Annotated in this window: 15 protein-coding genes; 12 read left to right on the top strand and 3 right to left on the bottom strand. The window is 54.5% G+C overall.

Features of this window, described 5'->3' with window-relative positions:
- From AC1D2P_RS11680 to AC1D2P_RS11670, 3 genes are all read right to left on the bottom strand, one after another.
- Nucleotides 1–2314 (bottom strand): ATP-binding protein (locus tag AC1D2P_RS11680; RefSeq protein ID WP_477811438.1); only part of this gene is annotated, 2314 nt, incomplete at its 3' end.
- Between the two features lie 81 nt (nt 2315–2395).
- The gene (locus AC1D2P_RS11675) at nt 2396–5257 is read right to left on the bottom strand and encodes an ATP-binding protein (protein WP_477757557.1); all 2862 of its coding nucleotides are present in this window, start codon (nt 5255–5257) and stop codon (nt 2396–2398) included.
- 85 nt (nt 5258–5342) lie between these two features.
- Nucleotides 5343–6563, bottom strand: a complete 1221-nt coding sequence (locus AC1D2P_RS11670) for an EAL domain-containing response regulator (RefSeq protein WP_258668150.1) — start codon at nt 6561–6563, stop codon at nt 5343–5345.
- A gap of 981 nt (nt 6564–7544) precedes the next feature.
- Between AC1D2P_RS11670 and AC1D2P_RS11665 the strand changes: the two genes are divergently transcribed.
- From AC1D2P_RS11665 to AC1D2P_RS11610, 12 genes are all read left to right on the top strand, one after another.
- Nucleotides 7545–8294: a hypothetical protein gene (locus tag AC1D2P_RS11665; protein WP_258668149.1), complete on the top strand. Its 750-nt coding sequence runs from the start codon at nt 7545–7547 to the stop codon at nt 8292–8294.
- A 115-nt stretch (nt 8295–8409) separates the two neighbouring features.
- A complete protein-coding gene (locus tag AC1D2P_RS11660; RefSeq protein ID WP_258668148.1) occupies nt 8410–8640 on the top strand; it encodes an AlpA family transcriptional regulator in 231 nt (76 codons plus the stop codon).
- A 4-nt stretch (nt 8641–8644) separates the two neighbouring features.
- The gene (locus AC1D2P_RS11655; RefSeq protein ID WP_258668147.1) at nt 8645–9487 is read left to right on the top strand and encodes a ParA family protein; all 843 of its coding nucleotides are present in this window, start codon (nt 8645–8647) and stop codon (nt 9485–9487) included.
- A gap of 85 nt (nt 9488–9572) precedes the next feature.
- Nucleotides 9573–9782, top strand: coding sequence for a hypothetical protein (locus tag AC1D2P_RS11650; protein ID WP_258668146.1), 210 nt, complete (start codon nt 9573–9575; stop codon nt 9780–9782).
- Between the two features lie 14 nt (nt 9783–9796).
- Nucleotides 9797–11383 carry a ParB family protein gene (locus tag AC1D2P_RS11645; RefSeq protein WP_258668145.1) on the top strand — a complete coding sequence of 529 codons (1587 nt, stop codon included), beginning with the start codon at nt 9797–9799 and terminating at the stop codon, nt 11381–11383.
- Complete coding sequence (locus AC1D2P_RS11640) at nt 11380–11928, top strand: DUF2857 domain-containing protein (RefSeq protein WP_258668144.1); 549 nt, start codon at nt 11380–11382, stop codon at nt 11926–11928. Before AC1D2P_RS11645 ends, AC1D2P_RS11640 begins: the two co-directional genes overlap by 4 nt.
- Nucleotides 11925–13115 (top strand): STY4528 family pathogenicity island replication protein, encoded by a 1191-nt coding sequence (locus AC1D2P_RS11635; RefSeq protein ID WP_258668143.1) that lies wholly within the window; start codon nt 11925–11927, stop codon nt 13113–13115. The genes AC1D2P_RS11640 and AC1D2P_RS11635 overlap by 4 nt, the downstream gene beginning before the upstream one ends.
- A gap of 221 nt (nt 13116–13336) precedes the next feature.
- Complete coding sequence (locus AC1D2P_RS11630) at nt 13337–14092, top strand: PFL_4669 family integrating conjugative element protein (RefSeq protein ID WP_258668142.1); 756 nt, start codon at nt 13337–13339, stop codon at nt 14090–14092.
- Complete coding sequence (locus AC1D2P_RS11625) at nt 14089–14607, top strand: DUF3158 family protein (RefSeq protein ID WP_258668141.1); 519 nt, start codon at nt 14089–14091, stop codon at nt 14605–14607. Before AC1D2P_RS11630 ends, AC1D2P_RS11625 begins: the two co-directional genes overlap by 4 nt.
- On the top strand, nt 14604–15074 hold the full coding sequence (locus AC1D2P_RS11620) for a single-stranded DNA-binding protein (protein WP_258668140.1): 471 nt from the start codon (nt 14604–14606) through the stop codon (nt 15072–15074). Before AC1D2P_RS11625 ends, AC1D2P_RS11620 begins: the two co-directional genes overlap by 4 nt.
- Before the next feature lie 225 nt (nt 15075–15299).
- Entirely contained in the window at nt 15300–17267 is a 1968-nt protein-coding gene (locus tag AC1D2P_RS11615) for a DNA topoisomerase III (RefSeq protein WP_258668139.1), read from the top strand.
- A 910-nt stretch (nt 17268–18177) separates the two neighbouring features.
- On the top strand, nt 18178–18759 hold the full coding sequence (locus AC1D2P_RS11610; protein WP_258668138.1) for an STY4534 family ICE replication protein: 582 nt from the start codon (nt 18178–18180) through the stop codon (nt 18757–18759).
- Nucleotides 18760–18806: the final 47 nt, after the last annotated feature.

Here is an 18806-nt window from a genome sequence, read left to right as displayed (position 1 = left end):
CTCCAAGAGCTTGCGCTTGCCCTCCCGCATGCTGAATCTGGGCTTGCAGATTTTCGCGCTGATCACCGGCATCCGCCAGGATATACACCGTCAGCAAGTGATCCAAGTGTATGGAAGATGCCGGTCCCGCGATTGGCAGTCGCAGCGTTACGGTAAAACTACTACCTAGCCCCAGTTCACTCACCAGTTCGATTCTACCCCCCATCAACTGAACCAATCGCCGACAAATCGACAGCCCCAAGCCTGTCCCGCCAAACTGACGTGCAGTGGAATTGTCGGCCTGGATAAATGGTTCGAACAACTTCGCCTGAGACGCCTTGGCGATGCCAATTCCCGAATCGGTGATCTGCAACTTCACATTGAATTGGCCAGACTCGACTTCATGCCCCTCCAACCGAACCACGATTTTGCCGCTATCCGTGAATTTCACAGCGTTGCTGAGCAAATTATTCAATACCTGATGCAACCGGTTACGATCCCCCATGAGGGATGGCACATCCGGCTGCAGGCAACCATAAAGCTCAACGTGTCTCTTCCACGCAATAGGCAGAAACCCCCTGGCAACGCTTTCAACCAAGTCAAGCAGGTTGAACGGTGCGCACTCCAGTGTGAGCTGCTTAGCCTCAATCTTGGAAAAGTCGAGAATGTCATTGATGATTTGCAGCAGGTTGCTGGACGAAAGTTCGATGGTGTTCAGATAATCAAGCTGTTGCGGTTGTAAGGCAGTATTGGCCAACAACTCCAGCGTACCGAGTACACCATACAGGGGGGTACGAATTTCGTGGCTCATCATGGCCAAAAACGTCGATTTTGCGGCGTTGGCCTCGTCGGCTGTTTTTTTGGCGGTGGCCAGCAACAACTCCGCACTCTTGCGTTCGCTGTAATCTACAAGGGCGCAAAAAAGAACTGGCTGATCGTGATACTGAACATCTTTCAACGTCGCCAGAATGTGCACATGCTTGTCGCTGTCGACAGCTTGCACATTGATCTCCACCGTAGATGAACTACGTAAATTTTCAGCGGGGATGTTCAATAAAAATTCCCCGAACACACACGGTTGCCCACTCTCGTTAACGGTAAATTTCAGTAATTGGCGAGCTTGTTCATTCTGAATCAACACGGCACCGTCCGGACGCCGCATCAAGCACAAGCCGACCGGCGAATGATCCATCAACACCTGAATCAGCTCATGGCTCTCGGAGATTTTCATAACCCTACGTTGCGCAGGAACCAGTAAATATCGGCGCACCCCCCTTGCCGCAAAAAAAATCGCGGTAAGCCCTATGATCAGGTAAGCCAGTGAAAAGCCAATCGCCATAGCGTTGTCGACTAGAACGGTAGCTAACGGAACCCCGTACACCATTCGCCAGTGGGATTGCGGGGCAACGGAATAAATTAATAACCAGCCTCCATCAATTTCAAAATTCAGATTGGAACTACTGCTGACCGCTGTGACGTTCGCTCGTAGTTTTTCTGYATTGTCGAAACCACTATCGGCCGCTACCAATTTTAGACTCGGATCAAAAATGGCAAGGCGCATGTCATATTTCTGCAGCCACTTACGGTTGACGAGTTCCGATACCGGAATTTCACCCACCAAAAACGATACAAGGGTGCCCTGGCTATTGGAAACAGGTGTGTAGCGACTGATCACCCTGTCTTGGTGTAATGGACTGGCGTGAGCCTCAGTCCATCCACCTACTTCGCGGTTTTGCATCAGTCGAGAATAGTCGCGCAGTATCGGATCACGAATCCTGGAAAATAAATCGATCGTGACGGGATTATTCTGAGCTAGGTTTTCCCAGTCGTTAGTGGCCGTCGGCAGGCTGAAAATCTCGTCCGTCGCGGCAGCCACCAGGAATCGATGACTTGGATTGTAGGTATCTTGCCATACCGTATCCTGAATGTTAGAGAGGTACATGGCTTGAGTAAAAAAATTATGCTCACCCTGTTCGCTCAAGGCGTCTTTTCCACGAACCAATACCCCTCGCCCAAAGCCGTTAACTCCATCAGTCTCATTCACTGACATTGCGGGCATTTTGCTCAAGCGGGAGAATACCGCTGTATGATCTTTAGTGTCGGTGTTACTCGTTGACTGGATTATTCTGGAGGTGCTGCTGATGAATAACGCTTCAGCCTCAGTACGTAAAAACAGAGTTTGGGTATGCTCGTTGCTCCAGTTGTCATAACGGCTGACAGCACTCAGAAAAACGCTGTAGAGATGAAAGCAAAAGAATGCACACAACAGCAATACCGCCAAAGTAGTCGCGTAGTTGAGCAATCCATTCGACAGTTGAAATTGCCGCTTATCCACTGCACCACCTCTTGTCGGCATGACCCTAGTCCATACCATGTATAGCAACATTTCCGGCTTCGAGGTGGTCCTGACTGCTCGTTATGAAAGTTTCCAGAGGCTGTCAAGGACTTGCCTCAACGCGGCCAGAGAAACCGGCTTGGTCAAGTACTCGTTCATGCCCGCAAGCCGGCAATGCTCGCCATCTTCAGCTCGGGCATTAGCAGTAACGCCCACGATGGGAACGTTAATTCCTCTATCCCTCAGCCATCGGGTCAATTGATAACCATCAAGCTGTGGCATGTTTACGTCGGTCAACATCACATCGTATGTTTCACCCCGCTGCCAGCGTTGCAGGGCTTCCAGACCGTGAGCAGCCATCGTGACATGGCAGCCTAAATGCTCAAGTTGCTCGGTCAGTACCTGTTGATTGACCGGGTGATCCTCGACTGCCAGCACTCGCAGCTTTCTGGACGCCAATGGCAGCTGCCCAGCAGTTATTTTTGTTACATCCGGCGTATTCCCACTCAGGTATTGTAATGCTTGTAGCAGGCCTTGTTGACTCAAGCTGCTCACATGCCAGCCGTCTTCACGCCATTGCGGCGTCGGCGCGTCTGCAGGATCCAGCCAGATAATGCCGGCGAAACCATTCGCAGAGGAGATCTCAGTATGATGTGGCCAGGCTACCAACAAGTACTCGGCAGGTGCGCACGCTGGCAGCGTTTGCGACAACGGCTGCGCTTGACCGCCCGCATGAAGGATCAGGGCCTGCAACGTTTCACATTGATCATGGGTACCGGCCGCAATGTGAACGGTAGGCAAGCCGTGAAGATGGATTGAATTGGAGGGCCCGGCAACCGGGAGCTGCAGCGATAGGGTAAAACTGCTGCCAAGCCCTAACTCGCTGACCAGCTCTATCTCTCCCCCCATCAACTGGGCCAGTCTGCGGCAAATCGAAAGTCCCAGGCCAGTCCCACCAAACCGGCGCGAGGTCGAATTATCGGCCTGCGTGAAGGGCTCGAAAAGCGTGGCTTGGGACATTTTGGAGATACCCACGCCCGAATCCGTGATTTGCAGCTTGACAAGAACCTGACCCGCTTCGACTACAGCTCCGGTCAGGCGAACGACGATTTTCCCACTGTCAGTAAATTTTACGGCATTGCTCAGCAGGTTATTCAATACCTGCTGAAGACGATTGCGGTCACCGATGAGAAGAGGCAAGTCTGGCTGCAAACAGCAGAAAAGCTGTACACGTTTCTTTCGCGCTAAAGGTACGAAACCCCGTGCAACGCCTTCGACCAGTTCAACCAAATTAAACGACTCGGCTTCCAATGCAAGTTGGTGGGCTTCAATTTTTGAAAAGTCGAGAATGTCGTTGATGATCTGCAACAGGTTACTGGATGACAATTCTATGGTGCCCAGATAGTCCCGCTGGCGCGGTAGCAATGCAGTGTTGCCCAACAGTTCGAGTGTGCCAAGCACACCATAAAGTGGCGTGCGAATTTCGTGACTCATCATTGCTAGAAACGTTGATTTGGCGGAGTTGGCTTGGTCGGCTGCCTCTTTCGCTGCAGCCAGCATCAACTCGGCATTCCGGCGTTCGCTATCATCGACGAACGAACAGAACAGTACTGGTTGATCGTTGTATTGCAGCTCTGCCAATGAAACCTGAATGTAACAGGGCGTTCTGTCATTAGCCGCAATAGCTGCGACCCCCATGCCAAAAGGAATCCCTTGAGCATTCAACGGAATGGTCAAGAAATATTCGCGCAAGCTTTGGCAGTGCCCATTTACCTCAACGCTTAATGCCAGTAATCGCTTGGCTTTTTCACTCTGGATCATCAGCTCGCCGGTTTTTCGATTGAGCACACAGATGCCCACGGGGGCTAATTCAAGCATTGTCCGGTTGAACGCCTCTCGTTCGAGAAGCTGAACGGCCTGTTCTTGTGCAGGAAGAAACACAGCCCGTTTGATATACCTTATCGATATTAATGCTGAGACAATCGATGCAATGAAAAGACCCAGACCGAACAGGAATGTGTATTTAACCTGCCTGAAAATATCCAGATAGCTTGCATAATAGACCACCCAGCGCTGCCGTCCGCCGAGCTCTTTTTTCAAGGTTATTTTGAAGATAGGTGCGCTAAAACAGAAAAAACCCTCTGGTTGTAGTTTCAACGCATCCAGGAAGACGTCGTCCACGGGCTCCCCTTCACCCTGCTTCGGTGCCCCGTCAACGAGCTTGCCATTTTCATCGAGAAGCAAAAAATGGATAGCCCGATCCGGAGCCGCATCGATTTCGTGTGCAATGGATTCATGCACCTGTTTATACGGCACCTCCAGACCAAGCCACTCGGTAGGCATGAGACGAGGTGAAATGGGCTCGAACACGTATGACTTTCTTTCGTCTCCACTGCCAAGGCGAAACAACTTCACTCCTGCCAGGTTGCTGTCCAGTTCAGCATCTTGCAATTGAACGGATACGTCCTTCAGATTATCGGACACACTCGATTGAGCTTTGAAAACATACTGCGCCTCACCAGTCTCCCTATTCACATAGATGATGTTGACGTTCGACTCTTTAAGATCCCGTCGCAACGGCGCAGAAAGGTGCCACAGCTCCCCCCAATCCTTGACTGTAGTGCCAGAATCATAGTGAAAAGCTTTTCTGTCTGGCACATTTTTCGACGGCGTTGCATCAGGAACTACATCCACGGACTTAATTATGCCGGCAAGCAGCAGCTCCTTGGATTCGAAAAAATCCCGGCTTTGCGTATAGCCATTATTGAACACCTTACGATAATCAGAGATTTCGGACATGACCGTTGCATAACAATACATCGCGACGCTGCCCAGTACGCCCAACACAAATGCAACTGACAAACAACCAATCAGGCTCAATGCGAAGCGTGGATGCAATATCAAACCATTCGAAAAAAAAAGAGAGCGCTTATTCTTGATCATGAGAAGAGCGTAACAAGCGCTTTGTTGCCAAGGAATGAGACAATTCTTATAATGCAGAGAACAGTGTCCTCGACTTCGCTTTTTTCTACTTAAATCCAAACAACAATTCTTCAAGTGCGCTTTCGGTCATGGGCTTACCCAACAAAAAGCCTTGCGCCGTATGACATCCCAAACGCCGTAGCAAATTGAGGTCTTCTGGGTCTTCCACGCCTTCGGCAATGACTTTCATGTTCAGGCGGTGAGCAAGGGACATACTGCTCTCGAGCGCAGCCTGTGCAGCCAGGTTTTTGTGTGCACCGTGTACAAAGACACGGTCTAGCTTGATTTCGTCGAAAGGCACCGACATCAGGTTGAGCAAAGATGAATATCCCGTTCCGTAATCGTCGATAGACAACTTGAAGCCTTGCAATTTAAGACGTGCAGCACCCGCCAGGTACTCGCTGAAGTGATCAGTCACCGTGGTCTCGGTCAATTCCAGCATCAGTGTTGTCGGGTCGCCACCACAGTCGTCGACAATATTGAGCAAGCGCTCAGGCAGCGACTCTTCCGCGAGCAGAGAAACAGGGATGTTGAAAGAAATAGTCAAATCTTGACCTCGTTTTCGCCAGACTGATTGCGCATGCAAAGCACTATCTAACAACATCGAATTAAGGTGATGGGTCCAGTTTGACTTGATTATAGTGTCCATAAATATAGACGGCGGCAAAAGCCCGCGCACCGGGTGATTCCAACGCGCGAGCACCTCTACTCCGACAATGCGACCTGTGTCGAGGTCATATTGCGGCTGATACCACGGTGCAAACTGTTTGCGAATCAAGCCTTCCAGTATCTCTTCGGAATTTATGTTCAAAGTTGGTCGCAAACATTCCACAGCGGCTATTCCATTATGCTGCTGATCAAAGGCTTGCATCGCCTCAATGAACTCAGCCATCACCAAAGGCTTAGTCAAAGCACAAAAATACTGGATGCCCAATGAGATGGCTAACTTCTGCACCAGCTGTATAATTGATTCTGACTGCGCAGAAAGCACGATTATATGAGGCTTGTCCTTTAACTCACATAAGCGTTTGATAAATATAACCCCATCCATAATCGGCATTGCAAGATCGCAAACAACCAAATTGTAGTACTTGCGTTTCAGCAACTGTAACGCCTCGAGACCGTTAGCTGCGCAATCGACGCATACGCCTACATTGGCACGTAACTGTTGGGCAACGTACTCTCGCTGAAACGCATGATCTTCAACCAACAACACAGAGCAAGCGCCAACACCGAGATTCAGACTTAGTGCTTCATTATGGTTCATTTCGTGCCTCGCTGATCTCTACTAACATAAGACCCTGACACGTCCTCATGCTGAACCAAGCGTTCAGAGTCGATCATCCAAACCTAAATCAAAGAGCGACTCAAAAAAATAAGATAATTCGTAATTATCGGGCTTTTGCGAGATTCACCTTACCTAATACTACGTGTCGGAGCTAAGCCACTGACGATAAGTCGTCCGGCGAATTTAAATCCGATTCGGCGTTGCAAAAACCGACATTCAAGCCTACTGTTTGGTTGCAAATCCTATAAGGTTGGCCTTCGACGCCTTACCAAAGCCGAAACCGACGTTTGTTTGATCGCGACCAAGGCAACCCTATGAACGTATCGCATCGACGGAGCGCCGACGCTGTCCCCATTTGACATTGCAGCGAAGGAAATTGACTACCGTGGTCTGAACGAGGGATCCAAAGTAGTACCCACACGTGTCGCAACGTATTGTTGAAACAGGCCGATCTGTTGAGACGACACTTGGGCGGCGTTCCTGATGTGAGCAAGAACCGAGGAGGAGTGTTATCGGAAACTCCATATACAGATGGCTTATGGGCAGCGAGGTATACTTCTATATATGTTGATAGTATCCAAAGCTTCAGACGTCATCGAATGCACCAGGACATTAACCGCTACGGTAGTTTTTGGAATACGGAGTCTAGAGGTAGAAAATGGAGTGGATATTGACCGTGTCTAGCAGGTACAGACCTGTAACGGTACATCGGCCATTATCAGTTGCATCGATGCAACTGGAGACATTCCAATAATAACGCGAAGGCATCAGCCCGGGACGAAAATTTCCCACTCATGGGAAAGACTATTGCGCAAACATCAAAACAATATCAAGTAATAGGAAAATGGAATGACCTCATCGGGTTGAGCCCCGAAAAACAGCCGCTGCCACCAGACATGGTTTAATATGCAGGTTTTCGGCGAGAGGCCTTGCCATTAGTAATGGAGGTCCATTGCTATCATGTCACCTTATGTTTTTAACCCGCATACAAAAACCTTTTACCGCCCCATAGACGCAGCATTGCGCTGGTGTAATCTCATTCATTATGAAGCACAAATAGTCCAAGCTGCATTGTGCTGCCCCGAGAAGCTTATCTCCCTATTCCCACAGTGGCCGGCTCTGCACGCAAATACTGAAAAAATCTACGATGCGATACGCAATAGAGAACTGCCATACGGTTGCCTTGGTATTTCAGTCCCTATGGGTAGTTATGTGGAACCTTACCAACTAACAATCCGTCATTCTGACTTACGCCGTTGGATGCAGGTTTACTACCCCGATCAAAGACCTAGTTTTTTATTTGAGTCCGACAGCGACGCCCATGAAAAAATTAGCTTAGGAGCTTTCCTTGCCTTACAAGCAGATAGAGACATCCTTCTGCGAGAGCGGAACGCTCTCCAACGCCAGCTACGGGATCTTGAGGTTGATCTACAGGCACTGGGACTTGAACAAGAAAGCCTGAAAGCGTTGGTCAAAACGCAGGGACAACTCAGCGATCGTAGTGAGCACACCTACCTGCAGATCATCGGTGCCTTGGTCAACACCGTCTTAGACGTGTCGCCCGCAGGTAAACCTCTTTCCGTGTTCAAGAGCCAAGCCGCAATCGTCGATGCTTTGACCGCGCGCCACAATGACATTCCCGGTCTCAGCAAACGAACACTGGATAAAAAGTTCGCGGCAGCCAATCGCACTCTCAAAAAGAGCACTTGAGCCAAATAATTGCACTGCAATGCACTCGATTGCAGTGCAATGACTCCCTCACTTTTCTGCTATTCACTTCAGGTCACTTCCCATCACGCGCCAAGCGGCGCCAGGAGTGATCAGCATGTCCATCCAACCCTCCCCCATCGCTGAAGCACCTCTACCACAAGTCGAACGTCACATCATGCGGCGCGACGAAGTGGAGCGGAAAACCGGCTTCAAACGCGCGCACATCTACAACCTGATGAAGGAAGGGAAATTCCCGCAAGCCAAACGCATTGGATTGCGTGCAGTCGGTTGGGACTCGCTGGAGATCGAACGGTGGGTCGTTGAGCGTTTGGGCCAACAGGCCTGATGCTATGCGCGTGGTATCGGTGGTTTCCACCAAAGGTGGGGTAGGCAAAACCACAGTAGCCGCCAATCTCGGCGGCCTATTGGCGGATGCTGGCCTACGCGTCCTGCTGCTCGATCTGGATAGCCAACCCACCCTCTCCAGCTATTACGCCTTGAGCCAGAAAGCTGTTGCTGGTGCGTACGAGCTCATTGCACTCAACTTAACAACGCCTGCGCAGATTGTTTCCAGGACAGTGATTGCAGGGCTGGACCTGATCCTCTCCAATGACGATCAAGGCCGACTGCCCCCCTTGCTGCTGCATGCCCCCGATGGGCGATTACGGCTGCGCAATTTGCTGGCCAATTTCCTCCCCCATTTTGACCTGCTTTTGATCGACACTCAGGGCGCACGTAGCGTGCTGCTAGAGATGGCCATCCTGGCTTCCGATCTCGCCCTCTCGCCCATCACCCCGGAAATGCTTGCCGCCCGCGAACTGCACCGCGGCACCTTGAAGCTGCTCAGCGACCTCGAACCCTTCCGCCACCTGGGCATTCCACCGCCACCCTTGCGACTGTTGCTGAACCAGGTGAATAGCATTCGAGTGGACACACGGATGATCATCCGGGGCATGCGCGAGACTTTCGCCGAAGCTACCAATATCTCGGTTCTGGATACCGTAATTCCGGACAGAGTGCCGTATCTCAATGCCGCCTCCCTCGGCTTACCGGTCCACCGAATCGAGACTCGTCGCTCACGTGAACGACGCTCTCCATCCGCACTGGAAAGCATGCAAGCGCTGGCCATCGAACTATTCCCGGAGTGGCGCGAAGCGATCTCTAGGGTGAGCAGGTGCGCGGAGGTTCAATGAGGCGAATCGAAAAGCCCGCATTTCTTACTCAGTCATTTTGTTTGACCAACATTGAGGCCAACAGCGTTTGGCAAGGAGTTCTGTGATGCCGAATCAACTTCCCATCATCGTTCAGCCATCCGTTCGACCACACCATCCACCTAGCGAAGAGTACTGCACCGTTGTCTTTCGTCTGCAAGGTGGGCGCTCGGCCATGGGGTGGTTCCTCGCAGAACTGTCCCGTCATGTCAAAGGTTCAGGGACTGCCGAGATCGTCAAGTTCGAGGTCGGTGACCATTTGTGCAACCGGCGTTAACTGAGGATGTTCAAATGAAGAAGCTCAGTCAGGAGCAAATCACCGACAAGCTGCATCAGGACAACTTTCCTCGGGGTCCAGAGCTGGAACGACTGTCCGATCCGCTCACCGACACGCCTATGCTGGTCACGCTGGAGCAGTTGCGGCCCTACGAACACAACCCTCGCTTCATCCGTAATCCGCTATACGACGATATCAAGGCGTCGATCCGGGAACGTGGGTTGGATCAACCACCACCGATTACCCGCCGCCCGGGAGAAGGCTATTTCATCATCCGCAATGGCGGTAATACGCGCCTGGCGATTCTTGGCGAACTGTGGCAGGAAACCCGTGACGAGCGTTTCTTTCGTATTCATTGTCTGTTCCGACCTTGGGCCAATGAAATCACCACCCTACTCGGCCATCTGGCCGAAAGCGATCTGCACGGACAACTCACATTCATCGAACGAGCACTGGCTGTGGCCAAACTCAAATCCATGCTCGAACCAGATGGCGCTGCGCTCTCGCAACGGGAGCTGGCACGACGTCTTGCAGCTGGTGGCTATCCCATTTCGCAGTCACATATCAGCCGGATGCTGGACACCCTTGAACACTTACTGCCCGCCATTCCACAAACCCTGTATGCCGGATTGGGTAAGCCGCAGATCGAACGCCTGATCGGCCTACGTAGCCAGGCTGAACGAACCTGGAACCGTTATCCAACCGCCACCATTGCGTTCGCCGAATTTTGGCTCGAGACCCTGGGCGACTTCGATGCCGATCCCGGATACTTCGATCTTGAGCAGATCCAGGATGAACTGCTCGTGCGCATGAGCCGTTTGCACGGACAGTCTTACCGCATGTTGGCCCTGGAGCTGAGCGACACCCAACGGGTCATCTCGACGCCTGGCGTTGTCGTCGCCACCCCCTCAGAGAACAGCCATCCGCCGAGCGTTGGTGAAGCCGCGCCAGGACCTTCCTCCTCCGAGTCCCATCCCCAATCAACTGAGCCCAGAACCCAGACCGAAACAGCGCGAGAGGAAGTGCTCACACCACCTGAAACGAATGTTGTATCAGCGATCAGCCCTTCGTCACGCGTTCAACAGATTCGCGAACAGATCGATCGCGAGACCGCCACCGAAACAGCACCGACCGACGAAGGCTGCACGATCGACGACATCTGTCCCATTGCACCAGCACTGGATAGCCCCGAACAACTGCGTTTAGCCATCGCCGGACTGGCGCGGGAAATGGCCGCCTATGCCGGACATCCCGAGAGCATCATCGATCAGCCGCATGGATTGGGTTTTGCCCTGGATATGGAGCGGGTAGATCTTACGACACCTCGCTCTACCAGCATTCACCTACTGCTCCTGGCCCTGTTGCGCGCTCAAGACGACGTGAACTGGGAGGATCGCAAACAACTGCCCTCAGCCCTGTTTGGCCAGCTGTTGCTGGGGATCTATCAACTCCCGCTGACAGGTCGTCCCGCCGTGGACGTAGGACTGGAGCGACTGCCCGACAGTTTGTTAATCAAGCTGTATCGGCTGATTCGTTTGGCTCGCCGTCTGATCGACTTAACGCTCCCCCCTGATGACAACTCACCGAAGGAGCTGCCATGAGCCCGTCCTTCAATGTGCTCAACCAGGCCATGCTGACCCAGGTACTGCATGAGCTACGCCTGGGCAATCTGCAACGCTGTAAGGCACTCGGATTGAGTGAGGACGACATCTACCTGCTGCAATCTTTACCCCCCACCACGCTATCGCGCCTGGCCCATGCCACGGTATCTTGGGTCGAGGTCAAGATCGACTCGCCAGTGCTGCACCGGCTGATCGAGCAAGCCGACCACGACGAACAGAACGAGCGCTTGATCAACCGAGCGCTCAAGCTAGGCGCCAGCAGCACCATCATGTATCAGCGCTTCGGCTTGGCGCATTCGGAAACTGCCCTGCGCCGACGTCTGCTCAAGATAGAAACCCGTAAGGGTCGCCCTCAGCATTTGAGCGAAGCGCAGGAACATGCGCTCTGGCAGCGATGGTGCCAGCTACGCGCGCAGGACGGAACCGAGGATCAGCTCGATGCCATGATGATGCTGGCCGAAGAACAACAGATCAGTTTGACCATCGTTTGGCAGCAGATCGACCAGTACAGCAACGGAGCATGAACACTGCCCCTTCCAGTCGCTGGCAGCGTGTCCTGCAGCAATGCACCCAGCAGCTGAGTGAACGCTGGCCCACACGCCCTACCACTGAACAGCCCTCCTACCAGGCTCTGCAGGCTGGCTTTCTGTTCAGCGGCCAATCACACGAAGTCGTGCCACGTCGGTTGCTGTTGGATCATCGGCTGACGCCACTGGAACGTAATGCCTGGCAGGTGTTTCGACTCATGCTGCAAGGCCAGGGTGTGGTCACGCCCCGCTATGAGGATTTGCAACCTTACCTGTCGAGCGTGCCCTATGGCGCGTCAGCCTCCCGTGAAACCATCGCTCGCGTCTTGACGATGCTCAGGCTGACGCGCTGGCTCAGCTTGGTGAGTCGTAGCCGCGATCAGCTCAGCGGGCGCCTACAAGGTTCTCTGTACATCCTGCACGATGAACCGTTAACTTCCGCCGAAGCCATGGAACTGGATCAGGATTACCTGGAGCTGGTCGGACATTGCCTCACACATAAAGCCAAGGCGGTGCGAATTGTCGCTCAGCACGTTGTGACAGAGGTCCGCCAAGACACGGATATCGATCAGAGTCGCCTCCCCACCCGGCTCGACAGCTGGGACGAACACTGGACGCAGCAAGGATTGGATTTGGCAACCGATGACGCGTTACACGATTCCGAACTGGGTGACGATCACCGCGTTCGGAATCGTGCAGGCCCTCGTTCGGATTCCGAACCGGGCTTGAACGCCCCTATCTCCGGCAGCGTTCGGAATCCGAATGCCGCCTGTACTGTATTAAAAGAAAGTATTTGTACTGTACCGCGCGCGACCCCAGCGGTGGATAACCTGCACTGGCCCGATCCACTGCAGCTGAGTCCAAGCGAGCGTCAGTCCGTCGCCGTGGCACTGAATAAGCTCAAACCAGCGGATCGTCAGATGGTGCTCAACGAAGCGGGGGCACGCTGCAAGGCAGGAGGTATCCGCAAGCCCGCGGCCTATCTGATGGGTCTGATCCAGCGCGCACTGAACGGTGATTTTCATCCTTGGGCAAGTCAGACAGAGCCCTCCCCCATTGCAGAACCGCCGCCAACAGGCCCATCACGCCCGTCCCGACAACAGGGCGAACCCGCCTCCGTCCTCGCCCAAGTGTGCCTGAATGAGTTGCGCCAACTGCGCGGCAAACGTCCTGGACGTCAGTAGATTTGATGCCAGTGGCATCAAATCTACTGAGTTCTATTATGAGATCGCAAAGCGTCGAACCTGCGCACTCCGACTGATATGGCCATCGCCCGCATCACTCACGAACGTCTCCGAAATTAACCCTCTTAAACCAAACCGAACAGAGCGCATTCAGCTTTTTGGCTGCCCTTGACCCTCATCTGTCGCAATGTCCCCGTCCAAGCCGATGCGAGGACAACACCGTGGCCGATCACTACCAACTCAACCTGGGGTCATTGCGCAGCAGCATCACCTTGACCCTGCACACTCACCATGCCGCCCGTATCTGGCAAGGTCGAACCGCACGCGAAGGCGTCCACTCGATCATGGGCATGGCCGGTTACATCAGTGTCACCAACCTGATCAAACAAACTGCGGCCCAGGACGATCCCTATGCCGACTGGGCCATCGTGCAGCTCGAAGAAAAACTGATGCAAGCCAAGGCTGGAATGCTGGAACTGACCCAACAGCTGGATCGGATCACACAGGAGCTGCCGACACAGATCGACATGGGCGACAACCTCAACATCCACCCTGTCACCTTGCCGTTGTTCATCAGCAGCCAGCTGGGCTTTCTGGCGGTCTACCTGCTGACCGACTACGACACCCTGGTGCGCCGGACCCTATTGGCCCATCACACAGCCCTGATTGGCCGCGTCGACATGGAAGCCTGGATCGACGACGGTGCCCATCTGTTGCGCAGCCTGTTCGGCCAGGCACAGCGCTATCGGCATGCTGGCGTCACGCGCGATGACATGGCGGCAAACAATGCCCGCGCCCTGGCGGCCGTTGAGAAATTTGGGTTACCTCCGATGGACATCCTTGAGGGGCATCGCCGCTCCCAGTTCGCGCCACCGATCATTCGTCATGGTGCGGTGGCAGTGGATGACGCTGACGCGCTGGCAGAGGAGGCAGGAGAGCTATCTGCAACGGTGGATGAGCCGGAGGACGAAGCATGAATCCCCTGACTTCGGCTCAGCCGATGCCCTTCGAAACGTTGACACCGGATGCCTATCGACAGCTCGAACACACCGCCTCCCTAAAAGGCCTTTTAAAACCTTTTAAGGGTAAGGGGGAGTTGGAGCACCTGGCGCAGGTGGCGAGGGAAATCGAGGCGCAGTTATGTCATCTGATGGAGGCTGTGGTGCAGCAAGCCGGACAGCCCCCTTACTCACTGCTGGATATTCGATTGGTGCTGCAAAACACCAGCGCGGGTAGCACCTTTTTGCGTTGGCGCACCCGTGATTTCGCCCGTATGGGGGTTGCGGTCTGGGAACGCCAGGTCGGTAACCAAGCTCTGCCGCAGGTCGTGCGAGAGGGGTTGCACCGTTTCGAAGGCGAGCGCATTGCACTGAACCTGCAGATGAGCGTGGTGCACTCGCTCTACCGCCAGGCCACAACCTGTGCGATCAAAATGGCCAGTGCCGAACGGCTGCTGCGCCAGTTCACAACTGCAGCAGAGGTATCAGGATGAGCACTTTTTTCGTCGGCGAAGGCAATATCGGCTGTGCGCCAGAGTTCCAGGAATTTCCATCAGGCAATGACGAGCCACGGCGTTTGCTACGGCTGAATGTGTACTTCGACAACCCGGTGCCACGCGAGAGCGGCTATGAGGATCGAGGCGGCTATTGGGCGCCGGTTGAGCTCTGGCACCGCGAGGCTGAACACTGGAGCACGCTGTACCAGAAAGGCATGCGCGTGCTGGTCGAAGGCCGCACCGTGCGCGATGAATGGGAGGACAGCGAAGACAATGCGCGAGTGACGTTCAAGATCGAGGCCCGTCGAGTCGGCATCCTGCCTCACCGGCTACACAGCGTGGTTATGCGGGAACGCTCCAATGAGCCGGCGGCATCTGCGACACACGCCGGGCAACCTACAGAGCAGGCTGGTTCACCTGCGTCGAAACCCAAAAAACGCAGAGGGCTACCACCGTCGGACTGACAGACTTCAGGCATAAAAATTGCGCCTCTGCGCGAAGTGGCTGGCCTGTCGTTACTCGCTGCTCGTGAAGACCCACCTGTCGTCCACACTACAAACGGGTAGCCGCCTCGGCCCATTCAAGCCTGCCCTCACCATCTAATGTGAGGAACCTGCCATTCAGGTTTCTCATATCTCGCCACTGCTGTTTCCAACCACACTGCTCCGAACTCAATTCGGAGCAGCTCTATGCGCCTCTTCCTCTGCGAGAAACCGTCCCAGGGTCGGGACATCGCCAAGGTGCTCGGCGCCACTCGACGTGGTGAGGGTTGCCTGATCGGCACACAGACAACCGTCACCTGGTGCATCGGCCACCTGCTGGAGACTGCCCCGCCCGAAGCCTATGGCATGCAGTACAAGAACTGGTCATTGGATCAGCTACCGATCATTCCCGCGCGTTGGCAGGTCGAGGTCAAACCCAAGACCGCGGCACAGTTCAACGTCATCAAGCGCCTGCTTAGCGAAGCCACCACCGTCGTTATCGCGACCGACGCCGATCGCGAAGGTGAAATGATTGCCCGCGAGTTACTGGTGCATTGCCAGTATCAAGGCCCCGTTCAGCGCCTCTGGTTGTCCGCACTCAACGAGGCGTCGATTCGGAAAGCATTGTCCTCGCTGAAGTCTGGTCAGGAGACCTTACCGCTCTATCACTCAGCCCTCGCCCGCAGCCGCGCCGACTGGCTGATCGGCATGAACCTGAGTCGTTTGTTTACTCTCCTCGGTCGGCGGGTGGGTTACGACGGTGTATTGTCAGTCGGACGCGTCCAGACACCCACTTTACGTCTGGTGGTCGATCGGGATCGTGCGATTGCCAGCTTCGTCTCGGTGCCCTATTGGGAAGTGGATGTGCACCTGTCCTCAATGGGGCAATCATTCATCGCGTCGTGGCAACCACCAAGCTCAGGACAAGATGAAGCCGGTCGTTGCCTGCAACAGGCGCTCGCCCGTCAAACGGTCCAAGCGATCTCTTGCAGCAAGACCGCCACAGTCCTCTCGCTGCAGACGGAGCATTTTCGCGAAGCTCCGCCCCTGCCCTTCGACCTGAGCACACTGCAAGAAGTCTGCTCGCGCAAGCTGGGGCTTGGCGTTCAGGAAGTCCTGAACATCGCCCAAGCCCTTTATGAAACCCACAAAGCCACCACCTACCCGCGCAGCGATTGCCGCTACTTGCCAGAGAGTATGTTCAACGAAGTACCCGCGGTATTCGATGCCCTGCTCAAAACGGATCCGGCGCTGCAGCCCACATTCGGAAGACTCGATCGATCATTGCGCTCACGAGCATGGAACGACGCCAAGGTCACCGCACACCACGGCATCATCCCCACCACTGAACCGGCGAACCTAGCTCGGATGTCCGAACAACAACGCCAAGTCTACGAATTGATCCGCAGCCACTACCTCGCGCAATTTCTGCCGCACCATGAATTTGATCGAACCCAGGTCGAACTGGAGTGTGGCAAAGAACGATTGACCGCGGTTGGCAAACAGATCCTGGTCCAAGGCTGGAAAGGCTTGCTCTACGACAACACCGAGGAGGATGAGTCCAGTCAAAAATTCCAAGTCTTACCCGTCTTGCAACAGGGTACGCAGTGCGCAGTAAACGACGTCGAACTCAAGTCCATGCGCACCATAGCTCCCAAACCGCTGACCGAGGGCGATCTGATCAAGGCGATGAAAAACGTGGCCAAACTGGTCAACGACCCGCGTCTGAAACAGAAGCTTCGGGACACCACCGGCATCGGCACCGAAGCCACGCGCGCCGGCATCATCAAGGGCTTGATCGATCGCGGCTATTTGCTGAAGAAAAAACGCGCCTTGATGGCCTCCGCCGCGGCTCATACCCTGATTGAGGCGGTACCCGCGGCCATCGCGGATCCGGGCATGACCGCGATCTGGGAGCAGGCCCTGGATGAAATCGAAGTGGGACGCCTGACCCTGGATGCCTTCGTCGCCAAGCAGGCGAACTGGATTGCGCAATTGGTCGAACACTGCCGAGCGCTCACCTTGGCGTTACTGGTCGAAGCCGGACCGGCTTGCCCCATTTGTAGCGCCTCAATGCTCAGACGAAAGGGAAAATCAGGGCCGTTCTGGTCATGCACCCACTACCCGGACTGCAAGGGCACTGTGCCGATCAGAAAAGATACGTCATGCCCATGAAGTCGCAATGGATATCAGCAGGAATATTGGTCGATCTTTTAGGCCGCGCACATCGCCTTGACGTCGTCCCATCCTCTCTGCTGTAGTGCCTCAGGATCATCGCCAACGGCGACCCAAGACCGATTCGCTCCGGGTAGCTCGGTCGAACTCTTAGAGTTCGGAGCCTTCTCTTCTGCGGAATTACATTCCCGCTTTGTGCTCAACCTGATCACGGTGGCGGATGACCACTGTTGCCTTTGCCAGACAACAGCGGTCATCCGCTTCGGCGATCATATTCAGTCCCGGAGCCCATCGGGGAAACACTGGGCACCCTTTGTGCGCGGATGCGTGCCAGCATGTTCCGACCCAGGCCATGACAAGGGTCGGTTGGCGAATCATGGCGCAGTTAAACCAAGTTTTGCGAGGAGCTTGTCGGCTGCGTAAGACCGCCAAAGGTGGCTTTTCTGTTCCTCGCCTGGCACCCCCACCAGGCCCACTCTTCACTTTTTCAGTCCAGTGACTACTACTGTGTTCCGGCCATAAAAAATCGGGTTGCAGCGTCTTGACGCTCCCCTGTGAGGGGCTTATACAAAGGGCGTGGTTCGCTGTCGTTGACAGCCCAGCCCAGGTAGCCAGAACCTTCAAGGCTACGCCACGTTCGTGGTGGTTTACCCAAGTGCGATCAGCGTTCGGAAGCTCGCGCGATTATCGCTTCAGCGGTGATGAATGCTCACTACCCTTGCCTGCGGATCACTACCGCAGACGTTCCTCTGCTGCACCGCTACTCCCCCAGACGCATCGTTCTGCTCGTCATCGGCTTGCCGGTGGAGAGTCGTTCATCGCTCGCCTTCACCTTACCCACCCTGACGGGGGCTCACTTCCCCGTCAGGGTCTGTGCGCCACCGTTTTCCCTTGAAACAGGAGAACCACCATGGCCCACGCCAACCAATCCCAAGAAGCGACCACTTACTTCAATCTGCACACCGTCGGTATCGGCTACCTTAACCGTGTTCGTGAAGTCCAAGTCCGCCGCGGCCAGCCATTCATGGCCTGCGATATCGCAGCCCTGCACGGCGCCACCGATGCGGTGGAGTACACCCGCTTCGACTGCAAAGTCGCGGGGGGTGAAGCTGAACGCTTGATTCGTCTTTATATGGACGCCGTCAAGGCCGAGAAAAAGGTCTTGCTGTCGTTCCGTATTGGCGACCTGTGGATCGATCCGTTTCTCTACGAGAAAGGCGATAAACAAGGTCAACCAGGCGCCAGTCTGAAAGGTCGTTTGCTGTTCATCGACTGGATCAAGGTCGACGGCACATTCGAGTACAAAGCGCCCGCCAAGCAGGAAGCAACAGCACCTGCTGAGCAAGCGCCCACCAGTGTGTCATCCCCACCATCGGCTGATGCCGAAGCTTGGGAGAGTGAAACTCCGACAGATTCTCGGATCGAAGCTGACACTCAGTCCACTCCCCGCACGGCTCGCCGTGATGCCACCCGTACCGTTCAGTCCGCCTGAACAGTCCACGATGTTCCTCATCAAGGCGCTCCCCCGAGCGCCTTTTC

It is taken from the genome of Pseudomonas sp. P1_F1_2 (assembly GCF_056405815.1).
Note: the sequence above shows the minus strand (reverse complement) of the source record. Positions and strands in the feature narration are given on the sequence as shown.